At 58.3% G+C, this 12,869-nt stretch carries 11 protein-coding genes; 1 reads left to right on the plus strand and 10 read right to left on the minus strand.

The annotated features are described in order from the left end of the window. Window positions 1-4: 4 nt before the first annotated feature. The 9 genes from AB8818_RS05190 to AB8818_RS05230 all read right to left on the minus strand — a co-directional run bounded on the left by AB8818_RS05190 (window position 5) and on the right by AB8818_RS05230 (window position 10,562). Window positions 5-1,054: a chemotaxis response regulator protein-glutamate methylesterase gene (locus tag AB8818_RS05190; RefSeq protein ID WP_014884341.1), complete on the minus strand. Its 1,050-nt coding sequence runs from the start codon at window positions 1,052-1,054 to the stop codon at window positions 5-7. Continuing rightward, window positions 1,051-1,917 (minus strand): protein-glutamate O-methyltransferase CheR, encoded by an 867-nt coding sequence (gene cheR / locus AB8818_RS05195; RefSeq protein WP_163329858.1) that lies wholly within the window; start codon window positions 1,915-1,917, stop codon window positions 1,051-1,053. The genes AB8818_RS05190 and cheR overlap by 4 nt, the downstream gene beginning before the upstream one ends. A gap of 19 nt (window positions 1,918-1,936) precedes the next feature. After that, a complete protein-coding gene (tap, locus tag AB8818_RS05200; RefSeq protein ID WP_163329857.1) occupies window positions 1,937-3,538 on the minus strand; it encodes a methyl-accepting chemotaxis protein IV in 1,602 nt (533 codons plus the stop codon). 44 nt (window positions 3,539-3,582) lie between these two features. Beyond that, the gene (tar, locus tag AB8818_RS05205) at window positions 3,583-5,250 is read right to left on the minus strand and encodes a methyl-accepting chemotaxis protein II (RefSeq protein ID WP_116339057.1); all 1,668 of its coding nucleotides are present in this window, start codon (window positions 5,248-5,250) and stop codon (window positions 3,583-3,585) included. Between the two features lie 84 nt (window positions 5,251-5,334). Continuing rightward, window positions 5,335-6,297, minus strand: coding sequence for a spore coat protein U domain-containing protein (locus tag AB8818_RS05210; RefSeq protein ID WP_371199818.1), 963 nt, complete (start codon window positions 6,295-6,297; stop codon window positions 5,335-5,337). After that, a complete protein-coding gene (locus tag AB8818_RS05215) occupies window positions 6,294-8,678 on the minus strand; it encodes a fimbria/pilus outer membrane usher protein (RefSeq protein WP_371199819.1) in 2,385 nt (794 codons plus the stop codon). Before AB8818_RS05215 ends, AB8818_RS05210 begins: the two co-directional genes overlap by 4 nt. Continuing rightward, window positions 8,654-9,412, minus strand: coding sequence for a molecular chaperone (locus tag AB8818_RS05220; RefSeq protein WP_163329854.1), 759 nt, complete (start codon window positions 9,410-9,412; stop codon window positions 8,654-8,656). The genes AB8818_RS05215 and AB8818_RS05220 overlap by 25 nt, the downstream gene beginning before the upstream one ends. A 16-nt stretch (window positions 9,413-9,428) precedes the next feature. Next, window positions 9,429-9,977 carry a spore coat U domain-containing protein gene (locus tag AB8818_RS05225; protein ID WP_166711589.1) on the minus strand — a complete coding sequence of 183 codons (549 nt, stop codon included), beginning with the start codon at window positions 9,975-9,977 and terminating at the stop codon, window positions 9,429-9,431. A 12-nt stretch (window positions 9,978-9,989) separates the two neighbouring features. After that, window positions 9,990-10,562, minus strand: coding sequence for a spore coat protein U domain-containing protein (locus AB8818_RS05230; RefSeq protein WP_116339047.1), 573 nt, complete (start codon window positions 10,560-10,562; stop codon window positions 9,990-9,992). 429 nt (window positions 10,563-10,991) lie between these two features. On the opposite strand from AB8818_RS05230, the gene AB8818_RS05235 reads away from it, so the two are divergent. Continuing rightward, window positions 10,992-12,251 (plus strand): dicarboxylate/amino acid:cation symporter, encoded by a 1,260-nt coding sequence (locus AB8818_RS05235; RefSeq protein ID WP_163329853.1) that lies wholly within the window; start codon window positions 10,992-10,994, stop codon window positions 12,249-12,251. A gap of 104 nt (window positions 12,252-12,355) precedes the next feature. On the opposite strand, the gene cheW is transcribed toward AB8818_RS05235, so the two are convergent. After that, window positions 12,356-12,859: a chemotaxis protein CheW gene (cheW, locus tag AB8818_RS05240; protein WP_014884351.1), complete on the minus strand. Its 504-nt coding sequence runs from the start codon at window positions 12,857-12,859 to the stop codon at window positions 12,356-12,358. Between the last annotated feature and the right edge of the window lie 10 nt (window positions 12,860-12,869).

Below are 12,869 nucleotides of genomic sequence, written 5' to 3' on the forward strand. Positions count from 1 at the left end.
TGAGTCAAATACGTATTGCCTGTCCGGCACTGATTTTTGCCAGCATCTGCTGGCTTACCTGGCTAAGATCGACCACTTCGCTCACGCCACCCATATTGATGGCCTCGCGCGGCATGCCGAACACCACACAACTTGCTTCATTCTGCGCAATCGTCCAGGCGCCAGCCTGGTGCATTGCAAGCATTCCGGCGGCACCGTCGTTGCCCATCCCCGTCAGGATCACCCCGACGGCGTTGCGCCCCGCATGTTTCGCCACCGAATGAAACAGCACATCCACTGACGGACGGTGCCGGTTGACCGGCGGTCCGTCATGAATTTTGATTTGATAGTTAGCGCCGCTGCGCGCCAGCTCCATATGCTTGTCGCCCGGGGCGATATACGCATGTCCCGGCAGCACGCGCTCGCCGTCTTCTGCCTCTTTCACGCTGATCTGGCACAGCTTGTTCAGGCGTTCGGCGAACGAGCGGGTAAAGCCTGGCGGCATATGCTGAGTAATCAGAATACCCGGACTTGAAAGCGGCAATGGCTGGAGTACATGGCGAATTGCCTCTGTTCCTCCGGTTGACGCTCCAATAACCAGCAGTTTTTCCGAGCTGAGTAACGGACCGGCCTTGAGGGTTGCCGGCGCGGCCATCGGCTTGTGGGCCGCGAGCTTCGCGCGCGATGCGGTGCGAATTTTCTCCGCAATCATCTCGCTGTACGCCAGCATCCCCTCGCGAATGCCGAGCTGCGGTTTGGTGACAAAATCCACCGCCCCTAGCTCCAGCGCGCGCAAGGTGATCTCCGATCCTTTCCCGGTCAGGGAGGAGACCATCACCACCGGCATGGGCCGCAGCCGCATCAATTTTTCCAGGAAATCTATGCCATCCATGCGCGGCATCTCGACATCCAGCGTTAGCACGTCGGGGTTATATTTTTTAATTAAATCCCGCGCTACCAGCGGATCTGGCGCTGTGGCCACCATCTCCATGTCGCTGTGGCTATTGATTATTTCAGTCATGATCTGGCGCATCAGCGCTGAATCATCGACGGACAATACCCTGATTTTACTCATGCTTTTTCCTTACTCAGCGCATACACCGTTTGCCCACGCAGGCTAAACTCACGCGCGAGGTTGCTGAAGTTTTCCGAGTGCCCGGCAAACAGTAAACCGTCAGGCTTGAGCAACGGAACAAACCGACGCAGAATGTCCTGTTGCGTCGTTTTATCAAAATAGATCATGACGTTACGGCAAAAAATGGCGTCGAAAGGCCCCGGCACGTTGTACTGCTTATCGAGCAGGTTAACGGGCGCGAATTCGACGAGGTTCGCCAGCTCCTGGCGTACGCGAACCAGGCCTTCATGCGGCCCCGTACCGCGCATGAAGTAACGCTGCAGCTGCTGCGGTGACAGCGTTTTCAGCTCGTCCTGGCGATAAACGCCGTTGCGCGCCTTCTCCAGCACCTCGGTGTCGATATCGCTGGCATAGACCTTCCAGCGCCCGGGCGCCATCCCCAGGGTATCGGCCAGGGTAATCGCCAGCGAATACGGCTCTTCACCCGTCGAGGCGGCCGCACTCCAGACGCGATACTCCCCGGTGCGACGGCGCGCGTGCTCGGCCAGGACCGGGAAGTGGTGAGCTTCGCGGAAAAAAGCCGTCAGGTTGGTGGTTAATGAGTTAATAAAAGCCTGCCACTCTGCGCTGTTTTGGTTGGCCTCAAGCATGCTCAGATAGCGGCCAAAATCATCCAGCCCCAGCGTACGCAAGCGCCGCACCAGTCGGTTGTAGACCATGTCCCGCTTATGATCCGCAAGCACGATCCCCGCACGCTGGTAGATTAACTGACATATCCGACGAAAATGCGCGTCGGACAGCGCGAGGCGCTGTGTCATCTGCAACAATAATGACGTTTGCCCAGGGGGCATTGGTGATGTCATAGCGCCTTCTTAATTACATTCAGGATACAACTGGCACGGCCTGCGACCGCCCGACTTCTGTTACTGCTTCAACGTGCTCTTTCACATTAAATACCGCGACCAGACCGGTCAGACGATCCGCCTGGCTGGCCAGCTGATCGGTTGCCGCTGCCGCTTCCTCAACTAACGAGGCGTTCTGTTGCGTTACCCGATCCATCTGGCTGACGGCCTGGGCAACCTGCTCAATCCCGCGACGCTGTTCATCCGACGCGGAGGCAATTTCGCCCATGATGTCGTTAACCCGCGTCACGGAGGTGACGATCTCGTGCATGGTTTGCGCCGCTGTATCCACAAGGGTTGAGCCCTGCTGAACGCGCGAGACCGACTCTTCGATCAGCACCTTAATCTCTTTCGCCGCGTTGGCGCTGCGGCTCGCCAGGTTACGCACTTCCCCGGCTACCACCGCAAACCCACGCCCCTGCTCGCCGGCGCGCGCCGCTTCCACGGCAGCGTTCAGCGCCAGAATGTTGGTCTGGAACGCGATACCGTCGATCACGCTGATGATGTCGCCAATCTTCTGCGAGCTGGTGGCAATCTCCTGCATGGTGCTGGCGACATGGGACGCCTGGTCGCCGCCTTTCTTCGCCGTCATCGCCGCCTGTTTTGACAGATCAGACGCCTGACGCGCGTTATCGGCGTTCTGGCTAACCGTTGCGGTCAGCTGCTCCATGCTGGCCGCCGTCTGCGCCAGCGAGGCCGCCTGCTGCTCGGTGCGGGACGAGAGATCGTTATTGCCTGCCGCAATCTCAGAGATCCCGGTGTGCATGGCATAACTGCCCTGACGCACGTCGGATACCGTTTCCCGCAGAGCGCCCTGCATCGCCTTCAGGCTGGCAAAGATCGCCGATATTTCGTTATTGCCGAACACCGCCACCGGACGCGCCAGGTCCCCCTTCGCAATACTGTCGAAGTGGCTGCTGACGATCGCCAGCGGCTGCACAATCATTCTGCGCACCCAGAGCAGCGCCCCGCCGGTCAGCAGCCCCGCCAGGATCACGACGACGGCAAAGATAACGCCGGACATGTGATAGCTGATACGGCTCGCTTCACCTGCACGCTGAACAGACCGGTTAATATCCTGCTGCCACGCGTTAAAGCTGCCGTCAAACGCGGCCTGAGACGCCTGAACCGGTGCGCTCATAAAGTCCGAAAGCTGGTTGTTCTCAAGCCAGGTCGCCTGGTGGTCCAGATCGCTGAACCACTGCTCAAAGTTCTTTTTCATGGCTGCCTTCAGCGCTTTCTCTTTCTCACTGTCGGCTGCCTGCGCCGTGAAGGCCTTAAACTGTGCGTCTGCCTGCTTCAGGCTGTCGCGCGCCGTTGCCATCAGCGCTTTAATGTCATCCGGCGGATAGCTGAGCGCGGTTAAGGTTCCTGCCTTGTTCAGCGCAGTGCTTGCCTGCAACAGCACGGCACGCGTTTGTGCCAGTGCGGAGCGCTGCTGATTACTCGCCTCAACGTCCTGCAAATTCTGATAGCCATCGCGAAACGCCCAAAAAGACAACCCGTTACTGCCAACCTGCAACACACCGCAAAGGATCAGAATCAAAAACAGTGTGGTCGAGATACGAATACGATTTAACATCCACGCTCCCATCAAGCGGCAAGCAGCCGCGGTCTAATTGTCAGTCAAAATGTTTCCCAGTTTTCATCTTGTCCGGCCGTTGCAGCACGCATGCGGGTGACCGCCGGGTCGGCGGCTGGCGCGCGGTACGTCGACTGCGAAGTGACCGTATTTCCAGCGAGTGAAGCGAGACGAAACGCCGAGACGGCCATCTTCAGACGGCTCGCCTGGTCTTCCAGGGCAGCGGCCGCCGCAGCGGACTCCTGCACCAGGGCGGCGTTTTGCTGTGTCACGCGATCCATTTCCGATACCGCCAGGGCAACCTGGTCGATACCACGACTCTGCTCATCGGATGCAGAGGCGATTTCACCCATGATGTCCGTTACGCGGGTAACGGCATTCACGATGTCATTCATGGTCTCCCCGGCGCTTTCCACCAGCACCGAGCCGGTATCCACGCGGGAGACGGAGTCTTCAATAAGGGCTTTGATCTCTTTCGCCGCGTTGGCGCTGCGGCTGGCCAGGTTGCGCACTTCCCCGGCCACCACGGCAAACCCGCGGCCCTGCTCGCCCGCGCGCGCCGCTTCCACGGCGGCGTTGAGCGCGAGGATGTTTGTCTGGAAGGCAATGCCGTCGATGACGCTGATAATGTCAGCGATTTTCTTCGAGCTGTCGGCGATTTCGTGCATGGTTTTCACCACGCCATCCACCACGCGACCGCCGCGCTGCGCCGTCTCGGAGGCGCTTTCCGCCAGCTGAGACGCCTGGCGAGCGTTATCGGCGTTCTGCTTCACAGTTGCCGTGAGCTGCTCCATGCTGGCGGCCGTCTCTTCCAGAGCGGAAGCCTGCTGCTCGGTACGGGATGAAAGGTCGTTATTGCCCATCGCGATTTCGCTGGTGCCGGTATAGATAGCCTCTGACCCGTTACGCACGTTGGCGACGGTCTCGATCAATGAACGCTGCATATGGTCGACGCTGTTGGCCAACTCGGTGATCTCATTGCGCCCGGACACGGTCAGCGTTTTAGTCAGGTCACCGCTGGCAATATCGCGGATATGGGCAATCACGCGACCGAGCGGGTTCAGCAGGATGTGGCGAATGCCGTACCAGACCGCGATCAGCACAATGACCAGCGCCAGCGCCAGCACCGCCATCTGCCATTTCGCAAAGCGGTAGTCATTCTGGCTTTCAGTAAAGGCCGAGTGATACAAATCGCCGCTGGCCTTCGCGTATTCCCCCAGCGCCGCGCCGAGTGCGTTTTGCATCCCCTGCGTCGGCTGTGCGAAGTAGGCGTCCATGTTGCCACTCTCCAGGAACTGAATCAGCTCCGTCAGCCCGGCATAGTAGGCGTTATATTTTTCATCAATATTCTGGCTCACCTGCGCCATAGCGGGCTGCGGGGCGATCTGTTTGAAGGTGGCGTAGTGTTTTGCCGCGTCAGCCAGCGTGGCCCGGGCATTTTTTAGCAGATCGGTTTTCGCGCTGCTCTGCTGATTGTTGGGATCCATCATCATGCGCGCGGACGAGCGGCTCAGGTTGATGCGCGTTTGCAGCATCAGATCCCACGTTGACGTAAGCTCGCTCTGCTGAAGGCGGAGATCGTTCGAGGCGGCGAAGCTGTCCTGGTTCTGTTTTAACGATGAGAAAAAAAGCCCGCCGGAGATAAGCTGAAGTAGTGCGAAAATGACCAGCACCATCATGAGCATTGTGACAACGCGGATACGGTTCAACATACAACACCTTCTCATAGATTTATTAACGGTGTTATCGGCACAGGCCACAGGAACTTTACATTTGCGAAAGGGAAAAGCGCGGGGTTAAAACGCGACGTCAACAATCAGCGTATCGGTGTAGGTGCCGGCGGGTGGCGTGGCCTGATTGGTCAGCACCTTTGCGGTGTAGTTGTAGGTACGCAGCAACCCGTCGCTACTGACCTGGGACGACGTCGCGCTGGACCAGCGCTCGGCACCGCTGCCGCCCCAGCGGTTACCGCTGGCTTCTTTATAGATGTCGTAGCTCAGGGCGTTACTGCCGCTCACCATACGCCGCACGTTGTTCAGCGCGTTGGCACCATTATTAATGCCAATGGTGTAGGTGCTGCCTTTGGTACAGGTCACGGCAATAGCCTGCGAAACGGTGGGAAAACTTTGCACCAGCGGTGCGCTGTTAAAGTTCACGTCCGGCGTGGTCATGGCGCTGCAGTCGTTGGTGACGGTCATGTTAAGCAGAATACTGGTCGTTGCGGTTCCCGACTGGGGAGATGTACACAGGCTTCCCAGACCGACGGCGCAGACGTTGTAGTTGATGCTGAAGGTCAGCAGCACCTGATAAGGCCCGGCAGTCACGTTTTGTCCGGGGACGGTGCGAAAATAGAGCGGTATGTTGTACCGTTTTGACCCGAGTAGCCCCAGCAGTGTGTTCCCGCTCCAGGTATACGAATTACTTATCTGCACCTCGCTGCAGCTCGCGCAGCCCGATAATCCGCACAGCCGGGTGGGGATCACGTCCGTGATGGCCGCGTTATCCGTGCGTTTCATGGTGGCGCGGCTGTTGCCCGATACCGACGCTGCGGTGTAGTTCAGGGTCACCGAGTCGTTGGTCAGCACATTGAGCACGGCGTCACACGCCACCACCAGCGTGCCGGTGGTTTCCACTTCCCCGTTTCCGCTCAACGCAAACGACGTGACGCTGCCAAACGACGCATTGACCGTACTGACGGTGCACGCCGCCCAGCCGCCGCCGGAGAAAAGCAACAGCAACAGCAGCAGCAGGCGCGTCATGGCCCCTCCCGACAAACCAGCGGACCGTAGGTTTGCAGCTTGTGCTCCGGATTGGCCCCCACGGTCAGGGTCGCCGTGCAGCGTTTTCCGGCAGGGGTGATCACCTCAAGCGGGTTCACATCGCTGAGGTTCTCCAGCCACGCGATGCCGTCATACCCCACCACCGCATTGCTGCGCGAGGCACGTCGGACCTGGCTTCCCACCGGGATCGCCTGCCCCTGCGCATCGTGCAGAATGACGCTTGCCACCCGCTCCTGCTCCATCGGGAAGTCCACCAGATAGCCGCTGTGACGACGAATGGCGATCCGCCGCTCAGTCTCCTTCAGCCGGGTATCCGCCGGCAGATTCAGCGTATCGATCCGGTAGCTTGCCGGATAGTACGCCGACACCCCGCTGACCAGCAGGTAGCCGTTGTTATTCGTTTTGCCGACGGGCTGGTTTTCATAGCTGACGGGCACGTCCGGATGGCCGTCGGTGCTGATCACCACAAACGCATCGTTGATTTTGTTCGCCGCGAACAGCTCGCCGTCCATCAGGACAATGGCGCCCATCGCCTCGCCCCACCAGGTCATGGTGTCCCTCTCGCCATAGCCGCCGCCCTGCAGTTCGATATTGTTATTGCGCCAGCCCAGCGTACCCTGCTGATAATCACTGGATTTTGACTGGTTGGCCCAGGCCATGTTCCAGCTAAACCCGCCGTCAGAAGGCATAGAGTGGTTGTAGTTAATGCGCTGCGAGCTGCCTGCATCCGGGGTGTTTTCGAAGGTGACGGCAGCGCTGTCGCGTTCCCCCAGCGGCACCTGCAGCGACAGCGCGACCGTCCAGTCCCCACGCTGCTGGTCCCGACTGCCGGCCAGGTAAATGCTGCTCGCCCCCCAGAGATTGCGGCTCCAGGAGAGATTCAGCAGTTCCGTTTTCTGGCTGTCAAAGCTTTCCACGCCGATCCAGGCCGCGCCAATATTGCCGTACTGCCCCAGATTGAAGGTCAGAGAATACTGGTCCGTATTGCGGCTAAAGCTGGCGATGGGCCTGTCATTTTCGTCATATACCGTCGGTTGGTCATAGAGAGCGAGATTGCCAAAGCCGCGATCGCGACGGGTGTGCTGGCTCGCGACGCTAAACTCGCTGGTGCTGTACTGATAGCCCCAGCTGATTTGCCCGCCGTCGTCCCCGCGCATGCGGCTTTGTGAGTAAGAGGAATTCACCACGCCAAACTGGCCGAGCTTTATCACCGTCCCCGCCCCGCCCAGCGCCAGCTCTTCTGCCCCTTCCGCGTGGCCCTCCAGCGTCAGCCAGTCCGTCAACCCGTAGCGATACGAGCCGCTGCCTGCCGCAGGGCCGTAGTCAAAATTCCTGATGCCGTAATTCCGGCGCAGGCTGCCGAGCGTCACGGCCCCGTCGCTCAGCCCTGTTTTAAGCAAATCGCTGGTGACATAAAACGGGAGCGTGGTGCTCACCTGGCGTCCCAGCGCATCGGTGGTGACCAGCACCGCATCCCCCGCCCCGTTGATATAGGGCAGATTGGTCAGAGTGAAGGGGCCCGGCTGAAGCTGAGTTGAGCCGGACCGATAGCCGTTGATAAAGAGATCCACCGAGGTGGGGACCGCGGCCTCCCCCGAAAATTCGGGCAGCGGCCATGTCACCAGGTCCGGGCGCAGGGAGAAATCGCGTCCGTAGCTGATACCGCCCATCCGCACGCTGGAGGTCCAGCTCAGGGCATCGCTGATAACGTCTCCGGCGCTCCAGGTGGTCGCGTCATCCTCATTCGTTATCAGCAGCGTGGTGTCATAGCGAACATACCCTTCCTGCTGACCGTCGTTTCCGGTGAAATTTTTCCGGGCGTACCCGGTGGTGGAAAACGAGCCGTTCTCGTCGAAGTAGCGGAGTTCATGCCAGAGCGACGCCTGGCCGCCAGTATGCTCCGTGTGGTTGGTGTAGAGATCGTAATTCAACAGCGCGCCACGCCCGTAGTGCGGTTTGGACTGCGCCGTTTGCGCGCTAAAGGGTGTCACCCGGGCGGCGATCCAGTCCCGGGGAAGGGTCAGCAGCAGGCGCTGCGCGGCGCTGTCGTACTCCACACGAACCTGGCTCAGTGAGGAGAGATTCACCTCTCCTGCGGGCACATGTTCCGGGGGCAGCCCGGCGCGCAGCAAATCGGCGCTGGAAATAAAGAAAGCGCCGTTGCGCTGCGTCACGGGGACCACCAGACCGGTGTCATAGTGGTTGACCACGAGGGCAAGCTGAAAGACCGCTTCATCATTTACCGCCTGTGCCTGGGGAGGCGGCGGCAAACTATCGTCGCCGTGTTCGCCCCAGGCTGTGGTACTGACGCAAAGCAGCATCATCATTGCCGGCTTCAGTTGACGGGCGTCGACTGCCATTGTGCGTCCCTGGCATTAATCTGCGCGCTCATCCGGTCTGGCTGACGAACGCCAGCGGGTATCGGCCAGCTACGGGTACTGCCCGGCAGGACGTATCCCAGTAATCCCTCCGCTACGGTGCGTTTTTGCCCCCCCTGCACCAGCGACACCTGGCTAAGCCTGACGTGCACATCCCCCTGATTACGCACCTGTAATGCAGGTTGTCCTCCCTCCTGCGTCACCCGCCAGCTCAGGTTTCGGGTCTCCACCAGCGCGTGATGCGCTCCCTCTTTCAGGGTCGGGATCCCCTGTCCGTAAACAAACAGCGGAATGGAGTAACGCATCTGTAATTTGAGACCGATGGCGGGTGCAGCTTTGGCGTCAGGCTGCGGGATTTCATCCACGATAATGCGGTACGCCTGTTCAACGCCTGCAGGAACCGTGCCCTGTTTAATAAGACGAATCAGCTGCTTATTGCCTTTCTGGATGGTGACAATGGGCGGGCTGGCGACCACGTCCTGCTGCGCGCTGTAGCGTTCGTATCCGCCCTCCTGCTTCCAGCGCACAATCCGCACCTGCATGGTCGTTGCGCTGTTCCCCTGGTTCTGGATCCACAACTCCGTGGCGTTAGCATCGGCGGCAAGCCAGGGATCGATGGGCCAGAGCAGAATGGTGGCCGCCGCCTGCGCCTGTCCGGCCGCCGCGACGCATGACAACACACCCGCCAGACACATATGCCTGATAATTGGCTTCATTGCCTCTCTCCCTTTATTACCATGACAAGGTCACGGTGAGCTGATCGGAATAGGTTCCTGCCGGGCTAAACCCGGTCAATAGCGCCACGCCAAAAAGGGGCAGCGCGATATTATTGCTGTTGGTATAGGTCACCGGTATCGCCTGGTTAACGCCGATTTCGCTGTTCGCGGCCAGCGAACTGCTGCTGTACAGCCGGTACGGGACCATTTCCGTCCCGTTCGTACGTTTCATTCGGCGAACGGATGAATAATTCTGACCGCCATTAATACTCATAGTCAGCGCCACGCCCGGTGTGCAGGCGATGGACAAGGCCCCGTTTGGTACAAAGCTGGTGCTCACCGGCGCACTTTCCACGCCGTTATGGGTGCCAAAATCCAGCGTACCGAGAATTCCCCCGCTGCCGGTAGCCACTGCGCATCCCGGTACAATGGTCGCGCTGACCTTAAAGGATTGTGATGTTACCGCCCCCGCAGTGGGGAGCAGCAACAACCCGACGATTAGCGCGAAAAAAGGCTGCACGTGTCCCTCTGCGCTTTTGCGCAGACCTATAAAAAGTGCCTTCATGGCAGTGCAGATCTAATAGGTCACGCTGACGTTAATCGTGTCGGTATAGGTGCCCGGTACCACCGTAACGCTGTTACCGCCGCCGGTAATGCGTCCGTAGAGGGTGTAACTGTCAACGCCCCCCGCCGTGGACGCGATCGGCAACGCGGCGTTATTAGCTACCACCGTGTTGAATCCGCTGTCGCTGTACAGGCTGTAAGCCACCCCCTGCGCCGTATTGGTCGTGTTTACCAGATAGCGCGCGGGCGTTCCCGGCGAGCCGACAACGGTGCCAGGTGCCGTGGAGTTGGTGTTGCCGGTGATCGCCACCGAATAGCTGGCGGTCGTGCATTGAATGGTGAAGGTATTTCCGCCGCTGGCGCCGGTTAGCTGCGTGGTCAGAGTGGAAAACGTTGCGGGATGGGTGCCGAAATCAAGTATCCCGAAATTAATGCCGCTTTGGGCGGGCGATCCGTTAATCAGACAACCGTTTGTTAGCGTCAGCGTGGCGCCAATGGTGCCGTTGCTGGTGACGGCCAGGGCCTGATGGGCCGTTGTCGCAGTCAGCAACGTGCCTGCGCAGATCAAAAGGAGTTTTCTTTTCATTTACCACCCTCCAGAAGACGTCTCTGTTCCCTTGCGACATTTTATTTTTAACGTTCAAGATGTTAGCCCCGCTAAACCTTCCTCTGAGGGGGTTATTGAGAATTTAGTTTACGGATATCGCTTCGACCACCCGACGTGGGGCAGGCAAAACCCATGCCCTGACCGGATCATATGTAGATATAAAACAAGGGGTTAAATAATAATAAAGGAATATTCCTGCACTTTGACTGAGGATATATCCATAAAAGTGTGATTAGCGTCACAATATATCGTTCAGGGATTAACAACAAAATTAATAAAAATTAAAAAGGAGTTGTATCCCCCTACGCTTTGCGTCAATTTATGTGCCGAATAATTTCCCGCGCCACAATAAAAAATTTATATGTATCGGCGCGGGCTACAACCGAAGCGCATAGAGGGTCTTTTTTCGTGGCAAGTGCAAACAAACTCACACTCTTCATCGTGATATTCATGCTGGCGGGTATTCTTTCAGGGGCGGCAATTCACGAGTACGCATCTGCGGATGCCATCAAAGCCTGGTCGGATAATATTACCCTTCTGACCGATATTTTCCTCCGTCTGATCAAAATGGTTATTGCGCCGCTGGTCTTCAGCACGCTTACCGTGGGCATTATGAAGCTGGGAGAAACCTCCACCATTGGCCGCGTGGGCGGCAAAGCGATGGTGTGGTTTATCAGCTCATCCGTGCTCTCCATTCTGGTCGGACTGTTTATCGTCACGCTGGAGCGTCCGGGAAGCGGTCTGAACCTGACGGTCCCAACCGAGGCGGTAGATACAGGCCTGGCCGTGGGCGGGATGACGCTGAAAGCGTTCCTGTCTCACACCATTCCAACCAGTATCGCAGGGGCGATGTCGAACAATGAGATCCTGCAGATTGTGGTGTTCTCGATGTTCTTCGGCATTGGCGGCGCGTCGCTGGGGCAGAAATTCAACGCGCCGCTGGTGGCCGCGCTGGATGTGGTTTCCCATATCATGCTGAAGGTAACGGGTTACGTGATGTACGTTGCGCCGCTGGCCATCTTTGCGGCGATCTCCTCCGTCATTGCCACGCAGGGTCTTGGCATCCTGTTAAACTACGCCTCCTTTATTGGCGGCTACTACGTTGCCATTCTTCTCACCTGCATGGTGCTGCTGGCCGTGGGTTACATGGTGCTTAAAAAAGAGGTATTTCGCCTGGTCAGCATGCTGAAAGATCCGGTACTGGTCGCATTCACTACCAGCAGTTCTGAAGCGGCCTACCCTAAAACGCTGGAGCAGCTGGAGCGCTTTGGCTGCTCGCGCAACATCGCCTCTTTCGTTCTGCCAATTGGCTACTCCTTCAACCTGGTGGGGTCGATGGTGTACTGCTCTTTCGCCTCGATGTTCATCGCTCAGGCGTACAACATTCACCTGAGTTTCTCTGAGGTGACGGTGCTGATGCTGACCCTGATGCTGGCGTCGAAAGGGATTGCGGGCGTACCGCGTTCTTCACTGGTGGTGCTGGCAGCGACGATCCCAAGCTTTAACATTCCTGTGGCGGGGATCCTGCTGCTGATGGGAATCGACCACTTCCTGGATATGGGGCGTTCCGCGATTAACGTGCTGGGGAATGGTATTGCGACCGCGATGCTGTCGCAGAATGAAGGTGCGCGGGAAGCGGAAGCTGAGCTGGTAAAGCAGGAAGCGTAATGGCATGAAAAAGGGTGAGGCCTGATGCCCTCACCCCGGCCCTCTCCCACAAGGAGAGGGAGCAAACACAAAAAACGGCAACCCGGTTGCCGTTTTGCATTTACCTACGCTACATGATTCGCCGCGATATCCAGCAGCGCCATCTCTTCGCTGTTCAGCAGCTTCTCAATGTTCACCAGAATCAGCATACGCTCGCCGAGCGCGCCCAGACCGGTCAGGTATTCGGTCGACAGCGTGACCGCAAATTCCGGCGCAGGACGGATTTGGTCAGACGTCAGGGAGAGGACGTCAGATACGCCATCCACCACGATACCCACCACGCGCTGCCCCAGGTTGAGGACGATCACCACGGTGTTGTCGTTGTAGTCAACGTCGCCCTGGCTGAACTTCACGCGCAGATCGACGATTGGCACAATCACGCCGCGCAGGTTGGTGACGCCTTTAATAAACGCAGGCGTGTTCGCGATGCGGGTAACCTGGTCGTAACCGCGAATTTCCTGCACTTTCAGGATATCGATGCCGTACTCCTCATCGCCCAAAGTGAAGACCAGGAATTCCTGCCCTGATGGCTCGCCCGCCAGTTTCGTTACATTACTCATACCGGTCATGTTATTACCT

Origin of the sequence: Enterobacter sp. KB-280D8, from assembly GCF_041399405.1 — a bacterium.
In the GTDB taxonomy this organism is placed as follows: Bacteria; Pseudomonadota; Gammaproteobacteria; order Enterobacterales; family Enterobacteriaceae; genus Enterobacter; species Enterobacter cloacae_N.

Bases quoted from the DNA above. Each gene is read 5' to 3' on its own strand.
- AB8818_RS05190 (WP_014884341.1), bottom strand. From the start codon at position 1,054: ATGAGTAAAATCAGGGTATTGTCCGTCGATGATTCAGCGCTGATGCGC.
- cheR (WP_163329858.1), bottom strand. From the start codon at position 1,917: ATGACATCACCAATGCCCCCTGGGCAAACGTCATTATTGTTGCAGATG.
- tap (WP_163329857.1), bottom strand. From the start codon at position 3,538: ATGTTAAATCGTATTCGTATCTCGACCACACTGTTTTTGATTCTGATC.
- tar (WP_116339057.1), bottom strand. From the start codon at position 5,250: ATGTTGAACCGTATCCGCGTTGTCACAATGCTCATGATGGTGCTGGTC.
- AB8818_RS05210 (WP_371199818.1), bottom strand. From the start codon at position 6,297: ATGACGCGCCTGCTGCTGCTGTTGCTGTTGCTTTTCTCCGGCGGCGGC.
- AB8818_RS05215 (WP_371199819.1), bottom strand. From the start codon at position 8,678: ATGGCAGTCGACGCCCGTCAACTGAAGCCGGCAATGATGATGCTGCTT.
- AB8818_RS05220 (WP_163329854.1), bottom strand. From the start codon at position 9,412: ATGAAGCCAATTATCAGGCATATGTGTCTGGCGGGTGTGTTGTCATGC.
- AB8818_RS05225 (WP_166711589.1), bottom strand. From the start codon at position 9,977: ATGAAGGCACTTTTTATAGGTCTGCGCAAAAGCGCAGAGGGACACGTG.
- AB8818_RS05230 (WP_116339047.1), bottom strand. From the start codon at position 10,562: ATGAAAAGAAAACTCCTTTTGATCTGCGCAGGCACGTTGCTGACTGCG.
- cheW (WP_014884351.1), bottom strand. From the start codon at position 12,859: ATGACCGGTATGAGTAATGTAACGAAACTGGCGGGCGAGCCATCAGGG.